Origin of the sequence: Sneathiella sp., assembly GCF_029233945.1 — a bacterium.
Lineage (GTDB): Bacteria > Pseudomonadota > Alphaproteobacteria > Sneathiellales > Sneathiellaceae > Sneathiella.
The window spans coordinates 1-26,138 of the sequence record NZ_JARGOQ010000006.1 but is presented as its reverse complement, the minus strand read 5'-3'; the positions used below and the strand labels follow the sequence as shown (position 1 = coordinate 26,138).

Below are 26,138 nucleotides of genomic sequence, written 5' to 3'. Positions count from 1 at the left end.
GCGGGAAAATGATCAAAGACTAACGCTATATGGGTTTGTAGACAAAGTCGTGCAAGAGGGTATACTCCTCATATGAATCTGGTTGTCGCGTTTGAAGCAATTCTGGTTGTATGTTGCCTGATTTCATTAAATCTGGCGCGACAGGCCTTTTTTCCCGCAAATCTTTTCTGGGCTTTTGGTGCGGTCTGCATTGGCGTGACGGCGGCGCTTGGCGGGTTTAAATTCGCCGGGTTTAGCGCGGTGGAGCCATATCATACGACGGCGAAATATTTCGCTGGATCAATCGGCATGGCGGCTTTTGCGCTTGGGGCATTGGCCGGGCTCTTTGCTGATTTTTTCATCCGTTTTTATTGGTGGATATTGCTAATGCTCCTTGTTGTTCTGTGCGGTGCGTTGCTGCTGGGACAATGGCGGTTTTCGACAAATGTTCAGATGGGGCTCGTTGGTATCATCTTCCTGATCGGATTGGTTCGGCTCCTTTCTTCCGGAATGCTGGCCATGTATCTGATCTTGGGTGTGATTTGTCTCGTCCTGTCGGATGTTGCGGTAAAATGGCTGGCGCTCAATACCGGCATGGATCCGCTGAATATTTATCACGTACTGGTTTCTCTCGCGGTGGTTTCCTTTGGGTTGTCGGCGTCGCGTGATAATTGGGAATAATTATTTTCTTAATATTTTCCGCAGTATATTGCTTCTTTTGGCAATCTCTCTATAACCGGCTCGCATTCATGAAACGCAGCCAGCATTTTGGTAAAGGAATGTTATGTCAGAGGCGAATTCAAAGGTAGCGAAGGGCTTATTTGTTGTCTTCGGTGGCAAGGTAACAGATACCAGGGGCAAGGACTTCGCTGATCCAGGCGACATGGATGTACGCGGGTTTTTCGACAGTTATGATGACGCGCTCGCCGCTTGGCGGGCCGCCAGCCAGATGAAGGTCGATGACGCTTTCACGAAATATGTGATTGTCCGTCTCTGGTAGAAAACTCTCCTCTTTCCACGTGGCGGAAAAAAGTCCGTTGTGAACCGTTGTGATTTTACACATCGGCTCGACATCGCGTACTATTGCTTTTTCCCAATCACGAATTAAAAAGAGGGTTTCCCGTGCGTAATTTCTATAAAGCTGGCCGCTCCGTAACCTATGGTTTGACAGGCGCAGTCGCGACGTCCAATACGCAAGCCTCTCAGGCGGCGCTGAGCATTCTGAAGTCGGGCGGGAACGCGATGGATGCTGCAATTGCGGCCTGTGCTATTCAATGCGTCGTCGATCCAATGCAGACCGGTATTGGCGGGGACTGTTTCGCCCTTGTCGCCATGGGCGGCGGCAGTGAGATCGAGGGGCTAAACGGCTCCGGTAAGGCGCCGATGGCTTTGACGGCTGATTACCTTCTGTCCAATGGCATGGATAAAATGGATCCGACAAATATCCATTCGGTCACAATCCCGGGAGCGATTGATGCCTGGACCAGATTGCATGAAAAATACGGCACCATGGATTTTGCCGATATTTTGCAACCGGCCATCGACTATGCGGAAAATGGTTTTGTGGTCACGCAACGCACGTCTGTTGATTGGGAAGGCGCGGTTGGGAAACTTCTGAAAAACAAGGCGGCAACTGATATTTACCTGAACAATGGCAAACCGCCGGCCGCGGGCACTGTCTGGCGCCTGCCGAAATTGGCTGCTACCTTGAAGGCGATCGCGAAACAGGGCCGGGCGGCCTTTTATGAGGGTGATCTTGCGGAGCAGATGGCGGATAGTTTGAAAGCGGCAGGGGGCCTGCATGAGGCGGATGATTTCGCCGCGACCGGTGCTGACTTTGTAACGCCTATCCATTCCGAGTATCAGGGGCATCGCATACATCAGATTCCGCCGAGTGGACAAGGCATCACGGCACTTATCATGCTCAATATCCTGAAGCGGTTCGATCTTGATGGGCTCGATCCAAATGGCGCAAAACGGCTACATCTGGAGGCGGAAGCAGCTCGGCTCGCCTATCTCGCCCGCAACAAATATATTGCGGACCCAACAAAAGCTGATGTTCCGACCGAAATGTTGCTGTCAGAGGAATTCGCGGAGCATCTTTGTGGCTATATCGAGGTTGGTAAAGCGGGTGACCCGACGGGTGCTGACGCGCTAGAGCGGCACCGCGATACGGTCTATCTGAGTGTTGTTGACAAAGACCGGAACGCGGTCTCCTTTATTAATTCCCTATTCCAGGATTTCGGATCGGGCATTGCCTGTCCGCAGACCGGCGTCATTTTCCAGAACAGAGGATACGGCTTTGTCGTCGATCCGGATCATCCGAACTGCGTTGCGCCGGGCAAGCGGCCCATGCATACGATCATTCCGGGCATGGTCACGAAAAATGGAAAAGCGGCAATCAGCTATGGCGTGATGGGCGGTGGGTATCAACCGGTCGGCCATGCCCATGTCCTCACCAATATCTGGGATTACGGTATGGACGTGCAGGAGGCCATTGATAGCCCGCGCGCATTTTATAACGCTGGCATCCTTGAGGTGGAAGAGGGCATACCTGCAAACGTTCGCGCAGAGCTAACCGCGATGGGTTACCAGCTTGCAGACACCACAATGCCGCTTGGGGGCGCACAGTTTATTGCAATCGATCCGGAAACCGGTGTTCTCTCCGGCGGATCTGAATCCCGGAAAGACGGTTGCGCGATCGCTTACTAAGATCGCCATTTAAGGATTCGCAAGCACTGCTCAGCAGGATATGATTATACTCTGGATGCTTTACGATTCATCCCGGGCGGAAATCAGGTTCTTCTTGACCTGGCCCAGTAACGTCAGCAGCTTTTCCGTGTCTTCTTTCGAGATACCTGAAAGGGCCTGCGCACGGACATCGTCCGCGACCTGCTCAAGCTCGGATAGTATCGGATAAGCAGTTTCGGCAATGAATATCCGAAAAACCCGCCTGTCATTGGGATCTTTTTCACGGCGGATAAACCCTCGCTCCTCGAGCCGGTCAAGAAGGCGGCCGATGCTCGATTTGTCGAGTTCGAGATAATCTGCAAGCTCCGTTTGTGTAATTCCTTCACGGCGATCAAGCACACCCAGCACGAGCCATTTTGCCCGTGTTAGGCTATAGGGTTCGACCCGCCGGTCAATATGGACCCTGAGCAGATGCGCCACTTCGTGAACCAGTGTGCCAAGCGTGTTATCCGTTTTGCTCAACATAACTAATGCGGCCTTTTTGTCAGAAGAGGTTAAGGCACGGCGATGGAATTACCTGTGGCGCCAAGTTCATTGCAGGCTTTCTGCACACGTTCCGCCATTGATTTCTCGCATTCGCGCAGCCATGCGCGTGGATCATATTGCTTCTTGAAGGGCGTGCCGTCTTCCGGGTCGATCTGGTACTTGAATGCCTTGGGGTTCGCCTCGACATAGGCGCCGATCGGCTTGGAGAAAGTGAACTGGGTGTCGGTGTCGACATTCATCTTGAACACGCCATAGCTGACGGCCTCGGCGATTTCATCTGGGCTGGAACCCGATCCGCCATGGAAGACAAAATCAAGCGGCTTGTCTTTCGTGTCGTAGATGCCCTGCACATGCTTTTGCGACGCCTGAAGGATCTCCGGGCGAAGCTGGACGTTCCCCGGTTTATAAACGCCATGAACATTGCCGAAGGCGGCCGCCACGGAAAAATGCCCGATTGGAGAGAGGCGCTCATAAGCTTGTAGCACTTCTTCGGGTTGGGTGTAGAGTTTGCTGTTATCCATAACATCCACATCGCTGCCGACGCCGTCTTCCTCGCCGCCGGTGACGCCAAGCTCAATTTCAAGGCTCATGTCGATTTTTGCAAGGCGATTTAGAATACGTTCGCATTCCGCAAGATTTTCCTCAATAGGCTCTTCGGAAAGATCAAGCATGTGAGAGCTGAAAAGTGGCTTGCCGGTTGCGTTAAACTCGTCTTCGCTGGCGTCGATCATGCTTTCCACCCAGGGGATAAGCCCCTTATTCGCATGGTCGGTATGTAGAACGACGCAAATTCCATAGGCTTTGGCAATCGTGTGTGCGTGGCGGGCAGCAGAGACGGCGCCGATAACCCGTGCTTCGTCCACATCCTTGATGCCCTTACCGGCAAAGAACTGCGCGCCGCCATTGGAGAGTTGAATGATAATGTCGGATTTGCTCAGCATCGCGCCTTCCAGCGCCGCATTGAGTGTATTGGTGCTGGTGACATTAATTGCGGGAAGGGCAAATCCTTGCGATTTGCAGTTTTTAACAAGGGCCAGATAGTCACTACCCGTAACGACACCCGGTTTCAGCTTCTTGATTTCCTCTTGCACGGTCTAATTCCTCTTAAGTGGCTATTTTCGTGTCCTGCGCGAAAAGATAGGAGACAAATATTTAAAATTCTTTACATCCGCTCCGGCACGTCAATACCCAGAATATAAAGCACCTGCTCCATCTGTCGAAGGGTTATGGTGCAAATCTGGAGACGGGACGCGCGGATTGCAGCGTCCGGCTCGCCCAACACTTGGCATTCATGATAGAAGGCGTTGAATTCCTGGCTCAGGCTATAGACATGGTCGCAGAGAATATTCGGTGCATTCTTTTCCGCGGCTCCTTTCACGGCTTCCGGTAGCGCCGCGAGTGCCAGCATCAAATTCCGCTCCGCATCATGCGTGGCAATCAGGCGGCCTTCGCTCATGCCCTGTTCCTTGGCCTTGCGGAGCATGGATTTAATACGCACGGCGGCATACATCTGATAGGGGCCGGTGCGCCCTTCAAACTTAGTGAACCTTTCCAAGTCGAAAACATAGTTCGACATGCGCTGATTGGACAGATCCGCATATTTGATGGCGGCAATCCCGACCTTCGTGGCGATATCGTCGAGCTCCGTGACGTCGAACCTTTCCGACATGCCCGATTCTGTCACGGTTTTTCGGGCTTCCTCTATCGCATCCTCGATCAGGCTGCGCAGGCGTACCACCCCGCCGTCCCGGGTTTTGAGCGGTTTGCCATCCTTGCCGTTGACCGTGCCGAAGCCAATATGCTCCAGATGACACTCAGGTTTTATGCTGTGGCACTTGCGAGCGGCGCGGAAGACCTGTTCGAAATGGAGACTTTGCCGGGCATCCACCACATAAAGAATGGCATCGGGGTCATGCTGCTCCCGCCGTATCTCGATGGTGGCGAGATCTGTCGTGCCATACATCACGGCGCCATCCGATTTTTCAAGAATAAGCGGTGGCATCGTTTTCTTGTCGTCCGCTTCCGCCACATCGACAACAACAGCTCCCTCGGAAATTTGTGCGTACCCTTCTTGCTTCAGTCGGACCATCATTTCCGGGATATGATCATTGGTATCCGCTTCGCCGTTCCATTCCGTGAACTGGGCGCCCAAAAGATCGAAGTCGGTGCGGGTTTCTGTGATTGAGATATCGCGCATATGCTGCCAGAGCGCATGATAGCCGACGCGGCCCTTCTGTAGATCGAAGGTGGCAATACGGGCGCTTTCAAGAAAGGCAGGGTCTTCCTTCGATCGGGCGGACGCAGCGGGATAGAGTTCCTGTAATTGTTCGACCGTGACGGGAGAGGTGTCCGGATAGGGGCCAGTGAAGCTGGCGTCGAAATAGGGGAGGCCCGGTTGCTCTAACTCAATCTCCTTGATGAGCAGTCCCATGGGGAGGCCCCAATCGCCAAAATGTACATCGCTAATCACATCGTCGCCCAGAAATTCGCGTAGGCGCCGGAGGCTCTCGCCAATGATGGTGGCGCGCAAATGGCCGACATGCATTGCCTTGGCGACATTCGGCCCCCCGTAATCAAGAATCACCTTCTGTGAGTCATGTTCGCTGCGGCAGCCGAAATGCGTATCCTCGGCCAGGTCGCTGATATGTCCAAGAAGGAAGTCATCGTTCAGACGCATATTAATAAAGCCAGGTCCGGCAAGGGTCAGCTCAATAAAAAGCCCGGTTTTCTCTAGCTCGGCAACGACTTCCTGCGCTATTTCCCGAGGATTGCGGCCGACCTGCTTTGCGGCGGCAAGGGCACCATTGCACTGAAACTGCCCAAGTTCCCGGCGCTGCGATGGGGACGCCTTGCCAAAAGAACTCTCTATGCCAATGTTTGAAAAGGCCTGCCCGACGATTTGACTTAGTTGATTGAGAAGTGATGTTGTCACAGAAATTTCCTGGCCCTATTTTGAATCTTCACTTGTATATACGTCGCCGCTTTCTTATCTGCGGGGCAAGCAATGACGCTCTATCTAATGGAAAATCAGGACGGGGCCAAGGAATTTGGGGAGTAAGAGCCGTTGAACGGTCGAAATATCCGTTTTGCACCTGAATTTCATAAGGAATTTTCTCCCCTCCCTTGACAATTGGCGGGTATTTCATTACATCCAAAACGAATTTGTTAGCACTCGTTAGGACAGAGTGCTAACAATGATTAAAACGTTACTTATCCAAAGATGAGGGAGACTTTAATGAAATTTCGTCCATTGCATGATCGCGTATTGGTCAAGCGCATCGAAGCTGAAGAAAAATCAGCTGGCGGCATTATTCTTGTAGACAGCGCACAGGAAAAACCTTCCGAAGGTGACGTTCTGGCCGTTGGCAATGGTGCCATCGCAGAAGACGGCACTGTCCGTCCGCTCGACGTAAAAGTCGGCGACAAGGTTGTTTTCGGTAAATGGTCCGGAACCGAGATCAAGGTTGACGGTGAAGACGTCTTGATCATGAAAGAATCAGACATCATGGGCATTTTGGCCTAATCAACACATTTGTGATTGAGGAATAAAGACATGGCAAAAGAAGTCAAATTTAATACAGACGCCCGTCGGCGTATGCTCAAGGGTGTCAACATCCTGGCAGATGCAGTGAAAGTAACACTCGGCCCCAAAGGCCGTAATGTCGTTATCGACAAATCTTTTGGTTCTCCGCGTATTACCAAGGATGGTGTAACTGTTGCCAAGGAAATCGAACTTGAAGACAAGTTTGAAAATATGGGCGCACAGATGGTCAAGGAAGTTGCTTCCAAGACCAACGACATCGCCGGTGATGGTACGACAACCGCAACCGTTCTGGCTCAGTCCATCATTCAGGAAGGCCTGAAGGCTGTTGCCGCCGCGATGAACCCAATGGACCTGAAACGCGGTATCGATCTTGCTGTCGCGAAGGCTGTTGAATCTATCAAAGAAATGTCAAAGCCGGTTTCTGGTCAGGAAGAAATTGCTCAGGTCGGCACGATTTCCGCAAACGGCGAAGCAGAAATCGGTAGCATCATTTCCGAAGCCATGCAGCGCGTCGGCAATGAAGGTGTCATCACTGTTGAAGAAGCCAAAGGCCTCGCAACCGAGCTTGACGTTGTTGAAGGTATGCAGTTCGACCGTGGTTACCTCTCTCCTTACTTCGTGACCAACGCGGAAAAAATGGTTGCCGATATGGACAACCCTTACATTCTGCTTCACGAAAAGAAACTGACCAACCTGCAGCCAATGCTGCCGCTTCTCGAAGCTGTTGTTCAGGCTGGTAAGCCGCTTCTCATCATTGCAGAAGACATCGAAGGCGAGGCTCTTGCAACTCTCGTTGTCAACAAGCTTCGTGGCGGCCTGAAAATCGCAGCTGTTAAGGCTCCGGGCTTTGGCGATCGCCGCAAGGCAATGCTTGAAGACATTGCAATCCTGACCGGTGGCCAGGTGATCTCTGATGATCTGGGCATCAAGCTGGAGAATGTTGGTCTTGATATGCTGGGTACGGCTAAATCCGTTTCCATCTCCAAGGAAGAAACCACCATCATTGATGGCGCTGGCGAAAAGGCCGATATCGAAGGCCGTTGCAACCAGATTCGCGCTCAGGTCGAAGAAACATCATCTGACTATGACCGCGAAAAACTTCAGGAACGTCTTGCCAAGCTGGCCGGTGGTGTTGCCGTGATCAAGGTTGGCGGTGCAACGGAAACAGAAGTGAAGGAACGTAAAGACCGCGTTGATGACGCGCTTCACGCAACCCGCGCGGCTGTTGAAGAAGGCATCGTTGCCGGTGGTGGTGTTGCGCTGCTTTACGCATCGCGCGCTCTGGAAGGCCTTACGGGTGACAATGAAGAGCAGAATGTTGGTATCAAGATCGTTCGTCGTGCTCTTCAGGCTCCTTGCCGTCAGATCGCTGAGAACGCGGGTTCCGATGGGGCCGTTGTTGTTGGCAAACTGCTGGAACAGAAAAGTGCAACCTTCGGATTTAATGCCCAGACAGGCAAATACACTGATTTGCCTAAAGACGGTGTTATCGATCCGGCCAAGGTTGTCCGCGCTGCATTGGAAGATGCTGCGTCGATCGCCAGCTTGCTGATCACGACGGAAGCGATGATTGCTGATCTGCCGGCAAAAGACTCCGGTGGCGCACCTGCTATGCCTGATATGGGTGGCATGGGCGGTATGGGTGGTATGGGCTTCTAAGTCCGGCCCTTCTCATACGACCAAAAAATTGGGCTGCCTTTCGGGGCAGCCCTTTTTTGTGGCCAGGTGATTTCAACAAGGATCGACCGTAGTCTTAGGATTCAGATCTTCTCAAACAGGTGAAAAAAGTTATTCGAGGGCATGGGCCTTGCGATGATATGCCGAAGGCCATTCTTTGAAGCTTCATCCAGCACAGCCTCCATGTCTCTTACGCCATATTCGGGATCGAGAGATTTAAGCCACTCGTCAAACCTTTCGTTGCTGATGGCCGTATGTTGCCCCTTGAATTTAAAAGGACCATAGAGAAAAAGGCGTCCGCTTGCAGGCAGTATCCGGCCTGCGCCCGCCATCAACCCTTCGCAGGTTTGCCAGGGGGAAATATGGATCATGTTGGCATTGAAAATGGCGGTGACAGGTGCGCTTTGATAGTTGGCCGCTTCAACTGGCCATTTGGTCTCCGTCACATCAAGCTTGACTGGCGGCACCAAGTTGTTCGACGGACTATGGGCAAGCCAGTCCATGGCGCTGTCGATCTGTTCGGCGTCATAATTGCTGGTTTGCCAGATAAGTGGTTTGACTTTGGGCGCGAAAAAGACGGCATGTTCGCCGCTCCCGCTCGCGACTTCCAGAACCGTCCCGCTTGCCGGTAACCAGCCTTTCAGCGTCTTCAGAATTGGTTCCCGGTTTCGCTCCGTTGCGGGTGAGAATTGCCGCCGATCTGTCATTTTTGATCTTCTTTTTCAGATTTGAATCTTTTCTTTTGCGATTGAAAACCTTCTTTGAAAAATGCGGCGCGTTTGTCATCAGGAAGTGATTTGGCAAGCTCCAGCATGGAGGCCTGCATATAGCTCTCGATCTGAAGCTGCTTTGCGGTCATGTCGGCATAGGTTTGGTTTATGGCAACGAGATCCAGCTCCTCGGCGCTATACAGCTCCGCCAGCTTTTCGCGATAGTCGCGAAATTCCTTGAAGTAAGGGCGGATATTCTTCCGGCGTTCCTTCCATAAATCCTCAAGTTCTTCTTGCTGGCGTTCATCAAGGACGGTAACCGCCGCACGGCGGTCAAAATGGAATCTGTCGCCATGCCGCTTTCCCGGCCCGTGGTCGATCCACTGTGTGATGACAAAGCCGCCGATGATGATATTGATTGCCACCGACAGGATAAGCGCTGCGGAAAGGAGTTTCTGCCTAGAGGTTTTCATAATCAATTTCCAAATCACTCATGGTGCCGCCGCTGAAAAAAGTATCATTGAGCGCATAATCATCGCCGTTGGAGAGGATGTTAGGGCTCGCGAATCCGATCAGAATGCCAAGGCAGGCCGCAACCGCCATTCCGGCGGCCGGTTGCCAGATCGATCCGAAGGGCCAAAGGCTCTTGAGGAATGGGCCGGGATTAACTTCCTCGGCATTTACCAAGACACGGCCCAGCAAATCGGATGAATGATTCACAGGTTGTGAAAGATCCTGGAGGAGCTGATCGAATTTCTGCTCCTGGCGCAGCAGACTGCGGGCCACGTCCGAAGAAGAAAGCAATCTTTCCATCATGGGAAGGTCTTCCACCGGCCAGGCGGTTTCGCGGGCGCCATAGGTTTCCACCACTGCTTTGAACCGCTCAAGTTCTGCCGACAGGTCTTTACTCATTTCTCCTCTCCTTCCATCAACCGCCGGGCGGGTACCAGTAATTCTTTCAATTTGCGACGTCCCCGTGCGAGCAGTGATTCAAGCGCATCGACGGAAATTTTCATAGTGGCCGCCGCCTCTATATTTCCACATTCCTCATAATGTACCAGCGAAATTGCAATCCGTTGCCGGACCGGGAGCTTTTGCAGCGCTTCATTGACTTTGTCGCCAAGTTGCTGCTGAGCCTTCATTTGCAAAACATCTGGCTTTGGATCTTCCATATCCGGGACTTCTTCATCACTATACCGCTTTTGCGCGCGTAAATAATCGACACATAAATTATGTGTGACGCGATGTAGCCAGGTTTTGATCTGTGCTTTGGCTTGCCACTTCGGCGCTTGCTTCCAAAGCTTGATGAAGGCTTCCTGGGCCATATCTTCGGCAAGGCTTTTGTCCCCCAGGATGCGCAACGCCAGACGATATGACCGATCCAGATAAAGATCGGCAACCATTCGGCTTGCAGAAGCATTCCCGCCAGCGACTTCCTGCATAAGCTTTGCGTCTTTTTCAATCTCGCTCGATTTATGCATTATCACCTGACGGTTCCTCAGGAACGGCAGTCCGCCGCCCGCCACAACTATATGTTAAACGGAGGGCGGGACTAAATCCGTCGCAAGAAATTACACGAACGATTAAGTGTCGAAAAACAGGTTGGCGGCTAGACCGATTCTTTCTCGGCTTTGGTTTCGCTCTCTTCTGTTTTGCCTTTGTCTTTTTCCATTGCGGTCAGCAGATTCGGCTGCTCGCCAGCAATCTTCTGCATGCTGCCGCCGATCTCTCCGCCTGGCTCAATCTCAATCTCGCCGTAGCTGATTGTGCCGGTCACACAGCCGGTTTTGCGGATGACCAGACGTTTACGGGCCTTCATTGTGCCATCGAACTTGCCGGAAATGTCGGCTGTATCGATATCAACGGTGCCGTTGAACATTCCGCTTTCGCTGATTTCGATTTCCTTACTGGTCATCGATGCTTCGACTTTTCCTTCAACAATCAGGCGGTCACAGGCGGTAATCTCACCCTTTAAGTGAATATCTGCGCCGACATGAAGCTTGCTGCCCTCTTTCTTTGTCTCCGCTGCCGCGCCATAGGGGGCAGGTTTCGTGCGGGCGCTGTTATCAATGCCAAAGCTTCTTGTTCCACCAGTTGTCGTCATCGGTTTTACTCTGCTTTCAAGTTTCTGTTCAGAAGGAGTAGAAGTATCCTTATCGGTTTCAGGTGTATCGGTTAATTTCGGTTTCTTTTGAAACATATTTTTCCCCAATAGTACTAACGTCGTAATATGCCGGAGTTGGCCATAGAATAATGTCCGGCATGCGTTGGTATTTTGTCAAAAGTATGGCAATACCCATCTGTTCTTGGCTTATGCTGGATGCCATTGACTTTAACATATCCGGCGAAATGAAAACCGTAAATTTGTGGAATTATGACGTCTTCTCGAAAAATAATAGGTCTGGCCGGATTGCTATTCCTTTTAGGAATTTACTGCGTGATCTGCGTTTTTATTGCCACTCGATTTCTGCCGGAAAACAAGCTGGTGGAGTTGATCTTCTATCCGATTGCAGGCGTCATCTGGATTTTTCCCGCCGCGAAAATTATCAGATGGATGCAGACACCAGTGGATCCGGAAGAGTAGGCATAAAAAAAGCCGGATCGAGAGGGGGGATCGATCCGGCTTTACATTGCCTTTCAATGGGAGAGGGGGACTTTCCCAAGGATCAGCAAAAGTTTTGATAGCGTCTGTACTAAGCTATACACCCTATTTGGTGCTTTTTTTATTAATTTCCAGTGATGAATATCACTCTTTTTTCATGCTCGACTCTTGCCGTTCGGGCCGAATCGTCAGTAACTAAAAATATCATTACAATACAGTAAGTTAGCCATCGATTGATGACATGAACGATGGTTACCTAATAGCTGAAAAATATGACCGTTTTACGGCAGTTTGCGGTAATTTTCCGATAAATTACAACATATTGCCTATTCGCTCGGTTGCAAGGACCAGACGGGTAATATCGTCCGGCTCGGAGAGGCGATGATCGCCGTTTTTAATTAACGACACGGTGACATCTTCACTGACAAGCGCCTCCTGGATTTTGAGGGCGGTTTCCCAGGGCACGCTGTCATCCTTCATTCCCTGTAGCAGATGGACAGGACAGCTCACATCTATCGGGCCCTCCAGAAGAAAATTGCGCGGGCCGTCATCCAGCAGCTTCTTGGTGATGACATAGGGCTCGTCGGAATATTCGGACGGCTGTTCCCAGAACCCGTTCGCGCTGATCGCGTCCTTCCCCTCCTGCGGCATGTCGTCCCACATGCGGGCTGTGAAATCCGGTGCCGCGGCGATACCGACGAAGCCGGCAATGCGTTCCGGGCGCAGCAGCGCCATGCGCAAGCCGATCCATCCCCCCATGGACGACCCGACAATGATCTGCGGCCCCGCCGTGCAATCATCCAGTATCGCCAGCGCATCATCGGTCCAGCGGCTGATTGTGCCTTCGGTGAAGTTGCCGGTTGATTGCCCGTGCCCAAGATAATCAAATCGTGTATAGCTACGGTGGAGGGAGGTCATTGCTTTCTCGAGTGCGGTTGCCTTGGTCCCCTCCATATCGGACATAAATCCCGAACAAAATATCACACCGGGTGAGAAGCCTGCCGTGTGATGATACGCAAGGGATTGACCGTCGGGTCGGGCCAGCATACTAGGTGTGTCTGTCGTCGTCATTTGAGAGTAACAATAACCGTTGATGAGCAATATGGACCCTGAGCATAGCACTCCTTCATCGATGAACGAAAGCCGTCATCCGACAGTTTTACAAATCCTGCCAAGTTTAAACGGCGGCGGTGTGGAGCGCGGCACGATTGAGATGGCCTCGGCGTTGAAGGAGAAAGGCTGGACGCCGATTGTTGCCTCCTCTGGCGGTATTATGACTCATGAACTCAAGCGGATCGGCGTACGCCATATTACCCTTCCTGCGGCCTCCAAGAACCCCTTTGTAATGCAGCGAAATATTTCGCGGCTTGCGGCAATTGTCCGGGAGTTTGACGTTGATATCATCCACGCGCGCAGCCGGGCCCCGGCGTGGAGCGCTTATTTCGCGGCAAAAAAGACAGGCGCTCATTTTGTTACGACATTTCATGCGGCCTATAATCGCGGGGGCTTCCTGAAGAATGCCTATAATGCGATCATGACGAAGGGGGAGAAAGTAATCGCGATATCGGATTTTATCGCAGATCATATCCTTAAAAACTATGATATTGCGCCTGAGAAGGTCGTGATCATCCCGCGCGGGGTGGACTGTCGTAAATTCAATCCTGCTGCCATCCATGCGGAGCGCATCATCGATATGGCAAGAAGCTGGGGCCTGCCGGATGGGGTGCCTGTCGTCATGTTGCCGGGGCGCCTGACGCGGTTGAAGGGGCATAGAACCTTTATCGACGCCCTGGCACGGATCAAGGACCGCGAATTTCTGGCGCTTCTTGTGGGCAGCACGGACGGGCGGGAGGCCTATTGCGCTGAGCTGAATACCCTCGTGAGATCCCACGGCCTTGAAGGCAGGGTCCAGATCAAGGGCCATTGCGATGATATGGCGGTGGCGTTGATGCTGTCCGATGTGGTGGTGTCCGCGACGACAGTACCCGAAGGGTTCGGCCGTATCGCCGTGGAGGCGCAGGCCATGGGCCGGCCGGTCATCGCGACGGCGCATGGCGGCTCTATGGAGACGATTATCGATAGAGAAACGGGCTGGCTGGTGCCGGTCGGCGATATTGATGAAATGGCGGCGGCGCTGGCAGAGGCGATAGATCTGTCCTCGGAAGATAGAGAGGCGGTCGCGATCAAGGCGCGGGAGCATGTCATGGCTCATTTCGCCATTGAGCATATGTGTGGTGCCACGATAGCGCTATATGAAGATATTCTTGGCATCAGATAGCTTCTAAATACAACGCATGCCACGCTAATTCACCGCTGAGAGCGTCTATCGCTTGACATGACCCGCCAGTTTTCTACATTCCCGGCATGATCACGGACCCAGGGCAGGGTGTTGCTCGGGGCCGGTCATGGAATGGATGGTATTTAATGGGTAACGGACAAGTAGAAATTACGCTCCCCGATGGGAGCAAACGGGCTTTCGACAATCCGGTTTCAGGCGCAGAGTTGGCGCAGGATATCGGACCGGGTCTCGCAAAGGCGGCTCTCGCCCTAAGAATTAACGGCGAGATGAAGGACCTGAAAATGATTCTTGATCAGGATACAGCCGTTGAGATTGTCACCTCGCGCGATGAAGACAAGGAAGTGTTGGAACTTTTGCGTCATGACGCCGCACATGTGATGGCTGAGGCCGTGAAGGAGCTTTATCCGGAAACCCAGGTTACGATCGGCCCGTCGATTGAGGACGGATTTTACTATGATTTTGCCCGCAAGGAGCCGTTTACGCCGGACGATCTTGAAAAGATCGAAAAGCGGATGCATGAGATCGTCGACCGGGATGAGGAAATTACCCGGGAGGAATGGTCCCGCAGCGAGGCCGTCGATTTCTTCAAGAATGCTGGTGAGCATTACAAGGCGGACATCATCCACGCGATTCCCGAAGACCAGCCAATCGGCATTTATCGCCAGGGTGATTTTCAGGATTTATGCCGAGGGCCGCATCTGCCATCGACGAAGAAGCTTGGCCATGCCTTCAAGCTGATGAAGCTGGCGGGCGCCTACTGGCGCGGCGATTCCCGAAATGAGATGCTGCAGCGGATTTATGGCACCGCCTGGCGGAACGAGAAGGAACTCAAGGCTTACCTCCATCGGCTGGAAGAGGCTGAGCGACGTGATCACCGCAAGCTTGGCCGTGAAATGGATCTCTTTCATTTGCAGGAAGAGGCCGTTGGTATGGTATTCTGGCATGAAAAGGGCTGGACCCTCTACCGCACGCTGGAAAACTATATTCGCCATAAGTTGGAGATTGCCGACTACAAGGAAGTGAAGACGCCGCAGCTTGTCGATCGTAAGCTATGGGAAGCCTCGGGGCATTGGGAAAAATTCGGGGAGCATATGTATACCACCGAATCGGAAGAGCGGACTTTTGCTCTTAAACCGATGAACTGCCCCTGCCATGTCCAGATTTTCAATCAGGGGATCACCAGCTATCGGGATCTGCCGCTCCGGATGGCGGAGTTTGGTTCCTGCCACCGATATGAGCCGTCCGGAGCGCTGCATGGCATTATGCGCGTTCGTGGCTTTACGCAGGATGATGCGCACATCTTCTGCACCGAAGATCAGATCATGTCGGAAACCGAGATTTTCTGTGAACTGCTTCTGGAGATATACAAGGACTTCGGCTTCACCGAGGTGAAGGTCAAATTTTCTGATCGCCCGGAAGTCCGCGCCGGAGAGGACGCTATCTGGGATAAAGCGGAGGGCGCCCTTCGTGAGGCGATCGAGGCGACCAATATCGCTTACAGTATGAACCCCGGAGAAGGTGCTTTCTATGGCCCGAAGCTGGAATTTGTGCTGACCGACGCCATTGGTCGGGACTGGCAGTGTGGTACTTTGCAGGTCGATTTCGTGCTGCCTGAGCGGTTGAACGCCAACTATATTGGCGAGGACGGCGCGAAGCATCGCCCGGTTATGTTGCACCGGGCTATTTTTGGCTCGATGGAGCGGTTTATCGGTATTCTGATCGAGGAGTATGCGGGACGCTTCCCGCTTTGGCTCGCGCCGGAGCAGGTCGTGGTTGCCACTATTACTGACGATGCGGATGACTACGCACGCGAGGTTTTGGCGGCCCTTAAAGCGAATGGGATTCGCGCGAGCCTTGATCTTCGGAACGAGAAAATCAATTACAAAGTCCGTGAGCACAGCCTTGCGAAGGTGCCAGCCCTGCTGGTTGCCGGAAAACGCGAGGCAGAGGAGAAAACAATCTCGGTCCGTCGGTTGGGAGAAAAGCACCAAAAAGTGCTGCTGCTTGAAGAGGCGATTGCTGCGCTTGTCGAGGAAGCAAAGGTACCCGGACAATGATTTGCATCGGACACTAAAACTAGCTGTGGCAATAAAGCATTAAAAAATATAAAATATCATGTCTAAACCCTTCTAGGAGGAAGGGAATTGGATCAACTATTCAAGGAGAAAGTAAATAGCTCGCCCACAAAGAAATACGGTTCCGACAAAGGAAGGTCCGCGCACCAACGAAGATATCAATGTCTCCAATGTACGTTTGATCAACGACGAAGGTGATAATATCGGTTTGGTTTCCATTCAGGCTGCGATGGGTTTGGCCGACGAGGCAGGATTGGATCTGGTGGAGGTTTCCCCGGGAGAAACGCCCGTTTGCAAGCTTATGGATTTCGGACGCGCCCGGTTTGAGGCACAGAAAAAAGCCGCGAAGGCCCGCAAAAAGCAGAAAACCTTCGAAATCAAGGAAATCAAGATGCGACCGAACATCGACCAGCATGACTATGACGTCAAGATGCGGGCGGTGAACAAGTTTTTGGAAACTGGCGATAAGGTAAAGGTCACGATGCGCTTCCGTGGCCGGGAAATGGCCCATCAGGAGCTCGGCATGAAACTGCTGCATAAAGTTCGTGATGAGACGGAGGAGTTGGCGAAAGTCGAACAGCATCCGAAAATGGAAGGTCGTCAGATGACGATGGTTATCGCGCCGACGAAATAACACTGGCAAATCGCCTCTGGAATTATGTTCAAAAGCCTGCAATTCGTCAGAGGACGTTGCAGGCTTTTATTTTGGTGAGAATCTAGCAGCCGGATTTCGGAGCAATATTCTGCGTGAGGGATGTGAAGGAAAAGGGCGTTTTTGCATGTACGGGATCGACCGTGATTTTCGCTGCATCCACGAATGAGTAGTCTCCCGTCGAGTTAAAGCGCCAAAGCTTGGGGGCCGCGGACCCACCAAACCCCTTATCCAGACAATAGGGGTTGGTATCCCCATGCATCAGAAGAACGGGCTTTGCGAATTTCGCCGACAAATACCTCAGGCGTAGGCTGATTGCAGCGAAGGCGTTGCATTTCTGACGGACTTGCGTTGTGCAGGGCGCTTGATATTTATGACGAGTTACATCGGCCTGGGTTGCGATGACAATGGCGGCGGCCCCGATTCTTGCTGCCTCCGCGAAAGCGCTGTCCAGCCAGATCAGGTTCGCTCTGTCCCGTGCGTCGGTGAGTGTCAAGGCGAGATGAGCATCATCAAGCAGGATTTCATCACGTCCGTTGTTGGTGGAAACCAGATGCACTGTCGCAAACAGCACATTGTTGTATATCCAGCGCATATTCTCGGGGAAGAGCGATTGTCGTGCAAAAAGCCATTGCGGCGGCAGTTCCATTGGCTTGCTGTAGAAAAGGCGGCGCAGCAGGTCGAGGCGGTCCAACTCAGAAAATCGCTGGCGGATTTGCCGACGATCGCAGTCCGTCCAGTCATTGTCCCCCGGTGTGTAGAAGACGCGCCCCGGATGCAGCCCCAGAATTTGATCGCGCCGCCGGGTCAGAAGCGCGGCAGAGCAGGGAAGCTTGGCGTTCTTGAAATCCCCCATGAAGACAACAAAGGGAAGGTTGCTGGCCTCAATCGCGGGGCGCGTACGCTGACGCAGGGTGTAATCCTCCTGCGCCGTATAGGGCATGTCGGAAATGGCGAGGAACGAGAATGCCTCCGCCGATTGAGCGACCGCCTTGTTGCTGGTTGCGCCGACCAGCATAAGGAAGGCTAGCCCGACAATAGTCGCATGGAAGCTGAATTTCGCAATAATAGTCCTCATTTTCACCTCGCGTTGCTGTTAATTCTGTGGCCTTGAAAGACCGCCTGAACGCAAGGGAGACGATGGGGAAACTCATTTGTGACACTCGCGGAAATAAAGCCGTTCAAAGGGCTTGAATTTGGCACAAAGCAAAGGTATAACCCTCGCTTCGCTGAGCATTCCGGCCAATTGGGGCTGCCGAGTTTGCTCAATCGCTTCAACGGTAATTTAGAGGAAGCCAGAAATGCCCAAGTTAAAAACCAAGAGTAGCGTGAAAAAACGTTTCTCTCTCACCGCGTCCGGGAAGGTTCGCGCCAACCAGGCTGGCAAACAGCATGGTATGATCAAGCGAACCAACAAACAGATCCGTAATCAGCGTGGCACGACCATTCTTGCTGATCAGGATGCCCGCATCGTCAAAAAATTTATGCCTTACGGCTAAGGAGAGAGATCCATGGCACGTGTCAAACGCGGCGTCACGACGCACGCACGCCACAGAAAAGTTATCAAGGCAGCCAAAGGTTACTATGGCCGCCGTAAAAATACCTTCCGCGCGGCGGTACAGGCTGTTGAAAAAGCTGGTCAGTACGCTTACCGGGATCGCCGGACCAAGAAACGGAATTTCCGCAGCCTGTGGATCCAGCGTATCAACGCAGCCTCGCGCGAGCAGGGCATGACTTACGGAAACTTTATGCACGGCCTCAAGCTGGCTGGCATTGAAGTGGACCGCAAGGTTCTTGCTGATATTGCCGTACGCGAGCCTGAGGCCTTCAAGGCATTGGTTGATGCAGCACAGCAGGCTGCCGCCAAAGCCTGATAATCCGGGCCCTCGAAAACCTAGACATTTTCGTAGACCACTTTATTAAAAGGGGGCCCAGTTTGTGGCCCCTTTTTTATTGCGAGTTGTGATGCAGGATATTGAAAAGCTTGAACAGGAATTGCTGACGCAGATCGATGAAATGAGCGATCTGGACGCGTTGGAATCATTACGGATTTCCGCGCTTGGCAAGAAGGGCAGCGTCAGCCTGATGATGCGCGGCCTTGGGCAGATGGACCCGGCGGAGCGACAGACGGTTGCACCGAAGCTCAACAAGTTGAAGAATACGGTCGGTGAGGCGATTGAAAACGCCAAGGCGGCGCTTCATGCAGCGGCGCTGGATGCAAAGCTGGCGGAGGAACGGATCGATATCACCTTGCCTGTGCGACCGGAAACGACAGGCCGGATTCACCCGATTAGCCAGGTGATGGACGAGATTACCGAGATTTTCGCCGGTATGGGTTTCGATGTTGCAGAAGGCCCGGATATTGAAAATGATTTCAATAACTTTACGGCGCTGAATATCCCGCCGGAGCATCCGGCCCGGCAAATGCATGATACCTTCTATCTGCCGGAGAAAGAGGATGGCTCGCGACAGCTCCTCAGGACCCATACCTCCACAGTGCAAATTCGCACCATGATGTCGAAGAAACCACCGCATCGCATCGTCGTGCCGGGCAGGACCTTCCGCAGCGATTCCGATCAGACCCATACCCCCATGTTCCACCAGATCGAAGGACTGGTCATCGACAAGACGAGCCATATGGGACATCTGAAGGGCGTGTTGGCGGAATTCTGCAAGTCGTTTTTCGAGCTGGATGAAGTCACTATGCGGTTCCGCCCGTCCTATTTCCCCTTCACCGAGCCATCGGCGGAGATGGATATCCGCTGCACATTCGCCGGCGACCATGTGAAGGTCGGGGAGGGCGACGACTGGCTGGAAATTCTCGGTTGCGGCATGGTCAACCCGCGGGTGCTGGCGCATTGTGGCCTTGATCCGGCGGAGTATCAGGGGTTTGCCTGGGGCATGGGCATTGACCGGATTGCCATGCTGAAATACGGCATCCCGGATTTGCGGGCTTTCTTTGATTCAGATTTGCGCTGGCTTAAACATTATGGATTTGTCCCGCTGGATGTCCCGACGCTGGGGGGAGGGTTGTCACGATGAAATTCACGGTATCCTGGCTGAAAGAACATCTTGAATATGACGCCTCGTTGGAGGAGTTGTCCGACCGTTTGACGGCAATCGGCCTTGAAGTTGAGGAAATCACCGATCGCGCAAAAGAGCTGGCCGTTTTCCGGGTTGCCCATGTGATTGAGGCTGTTCAGCATCCCGATGCGGACCGCCTGCGTGTCTGCAAGGTCGATACGGGCGAAGAAGTGGTCCAGGTTGTCTGCGGCGCGCCGAATGCGCGTACCGGGATGAAGGGTGTGTTTGCCCCTTCCGGGTCCTATGTGCCGGGTACGGATCTCTGGCTGAAGCCGACAAAAATTCGCGGCGTCGAAAGCAATGGCATGCTGGTTTCCGAACGGGAAATGGGCCTCTCCGATGAGCATGACGGCATTATTGAAATGCCAGAGGATACGAAGGTTGGAGCGTCTTTCGCGGCGCTTGCCGGTCTGGATGATCCGGTTGTGGAAATCGCCATTACGCCCAATCATCAGGATGCACTTGGTGTCTATGGTATCGCACGCGATCTCGCCGCGAGTGGTTTCGGTACGCTCAAATCACTGGATACCAGTTCAATTGACGGAAAATTTAAAAGCCCGATTGGGGTTAACCTCAATTTTCAGAATGCTGATCCGCTACCTTGCTCCAAATTTGCGGGGCGGTATGTGCGCAGCGTCAAGAATGGCCCGAGCCCGAAATGGCTACAGGATAAATTGCGAGCAATTGGACTGCGGCCTATTTCGGCGCTGGTCGATATCACGAACCTTGTCACCTTCGATCTGGGCCGTCCGCTTCATGTGTTCGATGCGGACAAGGTGAAGGGTGATATTCAGGCGCGCCTCGCGACCGCTGGCGAAACCGTGCTCGCGCTCGACGGCGAGGAATACAAGCTGGACGGAGATGCCTGTGTCATTGCTGATGATGCAAACGCGTTAGGCATCGGCGGTATTATGGGCGGGGAGTTGAGCGGCTGCTCTGAAGAGACAACAAATGTCTTTATAGAGGCGGCGCTGTTTGATCCAATCAGTATCGCGACGACCGGGCGCAAGCTTGGCATTGAATCCGATGCGCGCTATCGCTTCGAACGCGGTGTCGACCCGGCCTTTGTCGAACCGGCAATGGAAATTGCGACGCGCCTCGTTATGGAATTGTGCGGCGGGGAACCCAGCGAAGTTGTAATCGCGGGTAACGGCCCGGATTGGCAGAAGTCAGTTGAGCTTCGTAAAGCCCGCGTCAAGGAACTTGGCGGAATTGAAATCCCTGTCGAGGAGATGGTGATGATCCTGGATAAGCTGGGGTTTGCGCCTGAAGAATCCGGTGAGGTGATCAAGACGACAGTGCCGTCCTGGCGCATGGATGTGGATGGTGAGGCTGATCTGGTGGAGGAAGTCCTCCGGATGCATGGCTATGACAATATCGAGCCAGTCGCCCTGCCGACGGAGAATGCGGTTGCAAAACCGGCGGTGAATGCACAACAGCGTCGGGTCCGGATCGCGAAGCGCGCGCTGGCGGATCGCGGTATGATGGAGGCGGTGACCTGGTCGTTCCTGCCACGGGTCCATGCGGACCTGTTCGGTGGCGTTCCGGATGAGATTGTTCTCGTCAACCCGATCAGTGCCGACCTGGATGCCATGCGACCATCCCTGCTGCCAAATCTGATTGCGGCAGCGGGACGTAACCATGCGCGCGGTTTCGCGGATATTTCCCTTTTCGAGGTGGGATCGGAGTATCATTCCGATCAGCCGGACGGGCAGATAATGGTTGCCGGCGGTATTCGCGGTGGGCAAACATCATCGCGCCACTGGGCTGGCAGTGGGCGCAAGTTTGATGCGTATGATGCGAAGGCGGATGCTCTTGCCCTGCTGGAGGCTGTGGGCGGACCGGCGGGCTCCGTTCAGGTCGTGACGGGTGCGCCGGAATGGTATCATCCCGGACGGTCCGGCGTGATGCAACTTGGTCCGAAGAACCGGCTTGCTTCTTTTGGGGAAATTCATCCCCGCGTTCTGGAGGCCATGAAGGTGAAGGGCCCCATCGTGGGCTTTGAGATTTATCTCGACAATATACCGCTTCCGAAGTCGATAGAAACGGCAAGGCCACCGTTGGTCGTTTCTGATTACCAGTTTGTCGAGCGTGATTTTGCCTTCGAAGTGGACGCGGATGTGTCTGCGGATGCGATTATCCGCGCAGCACGCGGCAGTGACAAGAAGCTGATCACAGAAGTGTCAATTTTCGATGTCTATCAAGGGGATCGGATTACAGCGGGCCGGAAATCCGTCGCCCTTTCCGTTCGCCTTCAGCCAACAGACAAAACGCTGACGGAAGAGGAAATCGATGCCGTGGCAGCGAAGGTTATCGGTAGTATTGAGAAAGCAACGGGTGGCAGCTTACGGCAATAGCTCGAACTAAGCTCGGATATAAAGGGGAGCATCATTTGCTCCCCTTGTTCTGTTTCTGGAGAAGAAGGAATGACACTAAAGATACCGGAAGGGTTTAAGAAATTCGAGGGGCATGTCGGCTTTGTCGAGCTAACCGGACCGTTGTGGATTAAAAGGACAGAAGACGCGGCCTATCTCGGCCTCCGGGTTGAGGAGAAACATTGTAACATCGGCGGCATTTGTCACGGCGGCCTATTGATGTATTTCGCCGATATGCAGCTTGGCGTCGGGGCGCAGGCGGCATCGGATGTGCGCAAATTTATCCCGACGATCCAGATGTCCTGCGATTTTGTGTCTCCGGTGTCAGAAGGTGCCTGGCTTGAAGGGCGCACCGAGCTTATCAAGCAAACCCGCAATTTGATGTTCGCTACCTGCATCCTGACCGCAGACGGCAAGAACGCTTTCAGTGGCTCCGGGATTATGAAAATCCCATCGGATAAGGGGAGTTATTCCGATGTCTTCCTGCCTCAGGAAAGTTAGCAATTGTATTTACCCGCAAACCTGCTAGTTGGAAGATCAGAACTCCAGAATTAAAAGTGCATCTATGACCGACCTCGATAAAATTCGTAATTTCTCGATCATCGCCCATATCGACCATGGGAAGTCGACTCTCGCGGATCGCTTGATCCAGATGTGCGGCGGGCTTGATGATCGCGAGATGCATCAGCAGGTGCTGGATAGCATGGATATCGAGCGCGAACGGGGCATCACCATCAAGGCGCAGACAGTGCGCCTTCTCTACAATGCCAAGGATGGTGAGACCTATACCCTCAACCTGATCGATACGCCGGGCCATGTGGACTTCGCCTATGAGGTGAACCGGTCGCTATCCGCCTGCGAAGGGTCGGTCCTTGTCGTCGATGCCAGCCAAGGGGTTGAGGCACAAACACTGGCAAATGTGTATCAGGCGATTGAAGTCAATCACGAGATTATCCCGGTTCTGAACAAGGTTGATTTGCCCGCCGCTGATGTTGACCGCGTGGTTGAGCAGATCGAGGAAGTCATTGGCATTGACGCCAGCGGCGCAATTCCGATTTCCGCGAAAACCGGCAAAGGCGTAGATGAAGTACTGGAGGCGGTGGTTGCCCATATTCCGCCGCCTATAGGTGATCGCAACGCGCCGCTGCGGGCCCTGCTGATTGATAGTTGGTATGATGCCTATCTTGGTGTTGTGGTCCTGTTCCGGGTGCGCGAAGGCGTCATCAAGAAGGGTCAGAAAATCCGCATGATGGAGACAGGCGCGAGCTATCTTGTCGACCGTGTCGGCGTTTTCACGCCGAAGGGCCTGGTGGTGGATGAACTCGGCCCCGGTGAAATCGGCTTCATGACGGCGGCGATCAAGGAAGTCGCAGATACGAAGGTCGGGGACACCATCACGGATGAACGGAAACCCGCGACAGAGCCGCTGCCCGGGTTCAAGCCGAACCAGCCGGTCGTTTTCTGCGGCCTTTTCCCGATTGATGCCGCAGACTTTACGGAGCTCAAGTCAAGCCTTGGTCGGCTGCGCCTGAATGACGCCAGCTTTTCATTCGAAGCGGAAACCTCCGCCGCCTTGGGGTTTGGTTTTCGTTGTGGCTTCCTTGGTCTCCTGCATCTTGAAATCATTCAGGAGCGGTTGGAGCGGGAGTTTGATCTTGATCTGATTACCACCGCTCCGTCCGTTGTCTACCATCTCTATATGCGCAACGGTACGCTGGTTGAAATGCATAACCCGGCAGATATGCCGGACGTGATGCAGATTGACCGGATTGAGGAACCCTGGATCAAGGCGACGATCATGGTGCCCGATGAATATCTCGGGCAGGTCCTGAAGCTTTGTGAGGACAAGCGCGGTGCGCAGGCCGATCTCACCTACGCGGGCAGTCGGGCAATGGTGGTCTATAAGCTACCCCTCAACGAGGTTGTGTTCGATTTCTATGACCGGCTTAAATCGGTAACGCGCGGGTATGCCAGCTTTGACTATGAAATGGACAGCTATATCGAGAGTGATCTTGTGAAGCTCTCCATTCTTGTGAACTCAGAGCCGGTTGATGCGCTTGCGATGATTGTGCATCGCGATCAGGCGGAGGCGCGCGGCCGGCAGCTCTGTGAGCGGTTGAAGGACCTTATCCCGCGCCAACTCTTCAAGATCGCACTGCAGGCAGCCATTGGCGGCAAGGTGGTGGCGCGCGAGACGATCTCTGCGCTCCGCAAAGATGTGACGGCGAAATGCTACGGTGGCGATATCACCCGCAAGAAAAAGCTTCTGGAAAAGCAGAAGAAGGGCAAGAAGCGGATGCGCTCCGTCGGCAATGTCGATATTCCGCAGGAAGCTTTTCTGGCCGCGCTTAAAATGGGTGACGACTAGGAAGGCAGAAAGCGTCCTTCCGCCTTCCGTCTTTTGCGGAAAAGCACAAGCAGTAACAGACCGGACACCAGAAAGACCAGCCAGGCGGGCCACAAAAGAAAGTTCAGGATCACCGGATCCCACAGCGTCGGGGATATATAACGCTGGATAATGGCCTGAGTCAGGTTCAGCCCTTCGGGGTTGATCATGAACCAGAGTTCCCCGAGCAGGATGGAATGCCAGGTTTCGCTATCCAGATATTGCAGAAGATCATGACCCAGCACCAGAAAGGCGCTGCCGGTCAGGATCCAGCCGAAAATACGTCCAATGATCACTTTATCGTCCACTCCATGTTTGACGGGGGTATGTTACGGATAAATTGTGGGGAGTTCAAAGCTTCTCTCAGCTCTTCACCGGAATGTCATCGCGGCGTAATTTAATTCGGTTTGATACAGTTTGCCCCCTTGCATTCTCTCGCCTCTCAAGTATATTCGCCGCGCGTCTTCGGTTGTACAGGGGGCGCATCCTGCGGAGGGGTGGCCGAGTGGCTGAAGGCGCACGCCTGGAAAGTGTGTATACGGGGAACCGTATCGGGGGTTCGAATCCCCCTCCCTCCGCCATTTATTTGTAAAATATACAGTAAAAACAATAATTTAGGTTGATTTAGTGGTCATCAGTCCCCCAATCAGCCCCCCAAAAAAAACTGCGATATAATACCTAAAGTTTTCTAATTCATTCTTTACGATTTGAGTTCTTTCCCCCCCATTCTTTTTTTGTTCTGGCGCGTGATTTTTTGGTGCATGCTATGACTTGGTCAGGCACTGTCAGAAGAAAATTACTTGATGGCTATTTGCACGTCGACTAATTTCCGCGCATGACAAAAAAGAACCCCTTCCGCTATTTCAAAACGTCACCTGAGATCATCCGCCTGGCTGTGATGATGTACGTCAGATTTCCGCTTTCTCTGCGAAATGTCGAAGACCTTCTTCATGAACGAGGCATCGATATTTGCCATGAAACAGTCCGCTATTGGTGGAATAGATTTGGCCCCCTGTTTGCGCGCGAGATCCGAAAGAAACGACTTCATCCTTCTTCCCGGAATCACTCCAACTGGCGATGGCACCTGGACGAAGTATTTGTGAAGACCAATGACAAGACACATTACCGGTGGCGAGCCGTCGATCATGAGGGTGAAGTACTGGAAGCCTATGTTTCTCGGCGCCGCGACCGCAAGGCAGCCCTGGTGTTTCTTAAGAAGCTTATGAAACGGTACGGAAATTCATAGGAAATAGCTACGGACAGATTGCGGTCTTACTGTGCTGCCATGAAAATCATTGGTAATGAAACAGTACAAGATGTCGGACGCTGGTTGAACAATCGTTGTGAAAACTCCTATCTCCCGTTCCGCTGACGAGAACAGGCGATGCTGAAATTCAGGCGCATGCGAAGTCTGCAGAAATTTGTCTCAATCCACGCATCAGTCCATAACCACTTCAACCATGAGCGCCACCTAACCAACCGAGAAACATTCAAGCTTCAGAGAAATGGGGCACTGGC

Annotated in this window: 26 protein-coding genes, 1 tRNA gene and 1 pseudogene; 17 read left to right on the top strand and 11 right to left on the bottom strand. The window is 53.0% G+C overall.

Features of this window, described 5'->3' with window-relative positions; genetic code table 11:
- Window positions 1-72: 72 nt before the first annotated feature.
- The 3 genes from P1U71_RS03295 to ggt all read left to right on the top strand — a co-directional run bounded on the left by P1U71_RS03295 (window position 73) and on the right by ggt (window position 2,691).
- Entirely contained in the window at window positions 73-660 is a 588-nt protein-coding gene (locus P1U71_RS03295; protein WP_301104121.1) for a hypothetical protein, read from the top strand.
- Between the two features lie 103 nt (window positions 661-763).
- Window positions 764-979 carry a DUF4170 domain-containing protein gene (locus P1U71_RS03290; protein WP_301104120.1) on the top strand — a complete coding sequence of 72 codons (216 nt, stop codon included), beginning with the start codon at window positions 764-766 and terminating at the stop codon, window positions 977-979.
- A 122-nt stretch (window positions 980-1,101) separates the two neighbouring features.
- Entirely contained in the window at window positions 1,102-2,691 is a 1,590-nt protein-coding gene (gene ggt / locus P1U71_RS03285; protein ID WP_301104119.1) for a gamma-glutamyltransferase, read from the top strand.
- Window positions 2,692-2,751: 60 nt separating this feature from the next.
- Here ggt and P1U71_RS03280 read toward each other — a convergent pair whose 3' ends face one another.
- From P1U71_RS03280 to argS, 3 genes are all read right to left on the bottom strand, one after another.
- Window positions 2,752-3,195 (bottom strand): MarR family winged helix-turn-helix transcriptional regulator, encoded by a 444-nt coding sequence (locus P1U71_RS03280; RefSeq protein ID WP_301104118.1) that lies wholly within the window; start codon window positions 3,193-3,195, stop codon window positions 2,752-2,754.
- 29 nt (window positions 3,196-3,224) lie between these two features.
- On the bottom strand, window positions 3,225-4,295 hold the full coding sequence (fbaA, locus tag P1U71_RS03275) for a class II fructose-bisphosphate aldolase (RefSeq protein WP_367281110.1): 1,071 nt from the start codon (window positions 4,293-4,295) through the stop codon (window positions 3,225-3,227).
- Between the two features lie 83 nt (window positions 4,296-4,378).
- The gene (gene argS, locus P1U71_RS03270; protein WP_301104116.1) at window positions 4,379-6,148 is read right to left on the bottom strand and encodes an arginine--tRNA ligase; all 1,770 of its coding nucleotides are present in this window, start codon (window positions 6,146-6,148) and stop codon (window positions 4,379-4,381) included.
- Window positions 6,149-6,451: 303 nt separating this feature from the next.
- On the opposite strand from argS, the gene P1U71_RS03265 reads away from it, so the two are divergent.
- Window positions 6,452-6,739: a co-chaperone GroES gene (locus tag P1U71_RS03265; protein ID WP_301104115.1), complete on the top strand. Its 288-nt coding sequence runs from the start codon at window positions 6,452-6,454 to the stop codon at window positions 6,737-6,739.
- A 30-nt stretch (window positions 6,740-6,769) separates the two neighbouring features.
- A complete protein-coding gene (gene groL, locus P1U71_RS03260) occupies window positions 6,770-8,419 on the top strand; it encodes a chaperonin GroEL (protein WP_301104114.1) in 1,650 nt (549 codons plus the stop codon).
- A 101-nt stretch (window positions 8,420-8,520) separates the two neighbouring features.
- On the opposite strand, the gene P1U71_RS03255 is transcribed toward groL, so the two are convergent.
- The 5 genes from P1U71_RS03255 to P1U71_RS03235 form a co-directional block, all read right to left on the bottom strand.
- Window positions 8,521-9,144 (bottom strand): DUF938 domain-containing protein, encoded by a 624-nt coding sequence (locus tag P1U71_RS03255; RefSeq protein WP_301104113.1) that lies wholly within the window; start codon window positions 9,142-9,144, stop codon window positions 8,521-8,523.
- Window positions 9,141-9,620 carry a periplasmic heavy metal sensor gene (locus P1U71_RS03250; protein WP_301104112.1) on the bottom strand — a complete coding sequence of 160 codons (480 nt, stop codon included), beginning with the start codon at window positions 9,618-9,620 and terminating at the stop codon, window positions 9,141-9,143. The genes P1U71_RS03255 and P1U71_RS03250 overlap by 4 nt, the downstream gene beginning before the upstream one ends.
- The gene (locus P1U71_RS03245; protein ID WP_301104111.1) at window positions 9,607-10,059 is read right to left on the bottom strand and encodes a hypothetical protein; all 453 of its coding nucleotides are present in this window, start codon (window positions 10,057-10,059) and stop codon (window positions 9,607-9,609) included. The genes P1U71_RS03250 and P1U71_RS03245 overlap by 14 nt, the downstream gene beginning before the upstream one ends.
- Window positions 10,056-10,589 carry a sigma-70 family RNA polymerase sigma factor gene (locus P1U71_RS03240; RefSeq protein WP_301104192.1) on the bottom strand — a complete coding sequence of 178 codons (534 nt, stop codon included), beginning with the start codon at window positions 10,587-10,589 and terminating at the stop codon, window positions 10,056-10,058. The genes P1U71_RS03245 and P1U71_RS03240 overlap by 4 nt, the downstream gene beginning before the upstream one ends.
- A 167-nt stretch (window positions 10,590-10,756) precedes the next feature.
- The gene (locus P1U71_RS03235) at window positions 10,757-11,251 is read right to left on the bottom strand and encodes a polymer-forming cytoskeletal protein (protein WP_301104110.1); all 495 of its coding nucleotides are present in this window, start codon (window positions 11,249-11,251) and stop codon (window positions 10,757-10,759) included.
- A 270-nt stretch (window positions 11,252-11,521) separates the two neighbouring features.
- Between P1U71_RS03235 and P1U71_RS17965 the strand changes: the two genes are divergently transcribed.
- Window positions 11,522-11,731, top strand: a complete 210-nt coding sequence (locus P1U71_RS17965; RefSeq protein WP_367281107.1) for a DUF2842 domain-containing protein — start codon at window positions 11,522-11,524, stop codon at window positions 11,729-11,731.
- A 330-nt stretch (window positions 11,732-12,061) separates the two neighbouring features.
- Here the strand turns inward: P1U71_RS17965 and P1U71_RS03225 are convergent, their stop codons facing one another.
- Window positions 12,062-12,820, bottom strand: a complete 759-nt coding sequence (locus P1U71_RS03225) for an alpha/beta hydrolase (protein WP_301104108.1) — start codon at window positions 12,818-12,820, stop codon at window positions 12,062-12,064.
- Window positions 12,821-12,851: 31 nt separating this feature from the next.
- On the opposite strand from P1U71_RS03225, the gene P1U71_RS03220 reads away from it, so the two are divergent.
- From P1U71_RS03220 to infC, 3 genes are all read left to right on the top strand, one after another.
- On the top strand, window positions 12,852-14,027 hold the full coding sequence (locus P1U71_RS03220; protein ID WP_301104107.1) for a glycosyltransferase family 4 protein: 1,176 nt from the start codon (window positions 12,852-12,854) through the stop codon (window positions 14,025-14,027).
- A gap of 146 nt (window positions 14,028-14,173) precedes the next feature.
- Window positions 14,174-16,105, top strand: a complete 1,932-nt coding sequence (thrS, locus tag P1U71_RS03215; protein ID WP_301104106.1) for a threonine--tRNA ligase — start codon at window positions 14,174-14,176, stop codon at window positions 16,103-16,105.
- A gap of 115 nt (window positions 16,106-16,220) precedes the next feature.
- The gene (gene infC, locus P1U71_RS03210) at window positions 16,221-16,757 is read left to right on the top strand and encodes a translation initiation factor IF-3 (protein WP_301104191.1); all 537 of its coding nucleotides are present in this window, start codon (window positions 16,221-16,223) and stop codon (window positions 16,755-16,757) included.
- Between the two features lie 82 nt (window positions 16,758-16,839).
- On the opposite strand, the gene P1U71_RS03205 is transcribed toward infC, so the two are convergent.
- Window positions 16,840-17,853: a hypothetical protein gene (locus tag P1U71_RS03205; protein WP_301104105.1), complete on the bottom strand. Its 1,014-nt coding sequence runs from the start codon at window positions 17,851-17,853 to the stop codon at window positions 16,840-16,842.
- A 223-nt stretch (window positions 17,854-18,076) separates the two neighbouring features.
- On the opposite strand from P1U71_RS03205, the gene rpmI reads away from it, so the two are divergent.
- From rpmI to lepA, 6 genes are all read left to right on the top strand, one after another.
- Complete coding sequence (gene rpmI / locus P1U71_RS03200; RefSeq protein ID WP_293949632.1) at window positions 18,077-18,274, top strand: 50S ribosomal protein L35; 198 nt, start codon at window positions 18,077-18,079, stop codon at window positions 18,272-18,274.
- A gap of 12 nt (window positions 18,275-18,286) precedes the next feature.
- A complete protein-coding gene (rplT, locus tag P1U71_RS03195; protein WP_301104104.1) occupies window positions 18,287-18,649 on the top strand; it encodes a 50S ribosomal protein L20 in 363 nt (120 codons plus the stop codon).
- A gap of 91 nt (window positions 18,650-18,740) precedes the next feature.
- On the top strand, window positions 18,741-19,817 hold the full coding sequence (pheS, locus tag P1U71_RS03190; RefSeq protein WP_301104103.1) for a phenylalanine--tRNA ligase subunit alpha: 1,077 nt from the start codon (window positions 18,741-18,743) through the stop codon (window positions 19,815-19,817).
- Window positions 19,814-22,216 (top strand): phenylalanine--tRNA ligase subunit beta, encoded by a 2,403-nt coding sequence (gene pheT, locus P1U71_RS03185; RefSeq protein ID WP_301104102.1) that lies wholly within the window; start codon window positions 19,814-19,816, stop codon window positions 22,214-22,216. Before pheS ends, pheT begins: the two co-directional genes overlap by 4 nt.
- Before the next feature lie 69 nt (window positions 22,217-22,285).
- Window positions 22,286-22,735 carry a PaaI family thioesterase gene (locus P1U71_RS03180; protein ID WP_301104101.1) on the top strand — a complete coding sequence of 150 codons (450 nt, stop codon included), beginning with the start codon at window positions 22,286-22,288 and terminating at the stop codon, window positions 22,733-22,735.
- A gap of 64 nt (window positions 22,736-22,799) precedes the next feature.
- On the top strand, window positions 22,800-24,602 hold the full coding sequence (gene lepA / locus P1U71_RS03175; protein ID WP_301104100.1) for a translation elongation factor 4: 1,803 nt from the start codon (window positions 22,800-22,802) through the stop codon (window positions 24,600-24,602).
- Here the strand turns inward: lepA and P1U71_RS03170 are convergent.
- Window positions 24,599-24,916: a hypothetical protein gene (locus tag P1U71_RS03170; RefSeq protein WP_301104099.1), complete on the bottom strand. Its 318-nt coding sequence runs from the start codon at window positions 24,914-24,916 to the stop codon at window positions 24,599-24,601. The genes lepA and P1U71_RS03170 overlap by 4 nt on opposite strands.
- A gap of 195 nt (window positions 24,917-25,111) precedes the next feature.
- Here P1U71_RS03170 and P1U71_RS03165 point away from each other — a divergent pair.
- Both P1U71_RS03165 and P1U71_RS03160 read left to right on the top strand, forming a co-directional pair.
- A tRNA-Ser gene (locus tag P1U71_RS03165) sits at window positions 25,112-25,201 on the top strand.
- A gap of 254 nt (window positions 25,202-25,455) precedes the next feature.
- Window positions 25,456-26,138: pseudogene (locus tag P1U71_RS03160) on the top strand (IS6 family transposase); the annotation flags it as partial.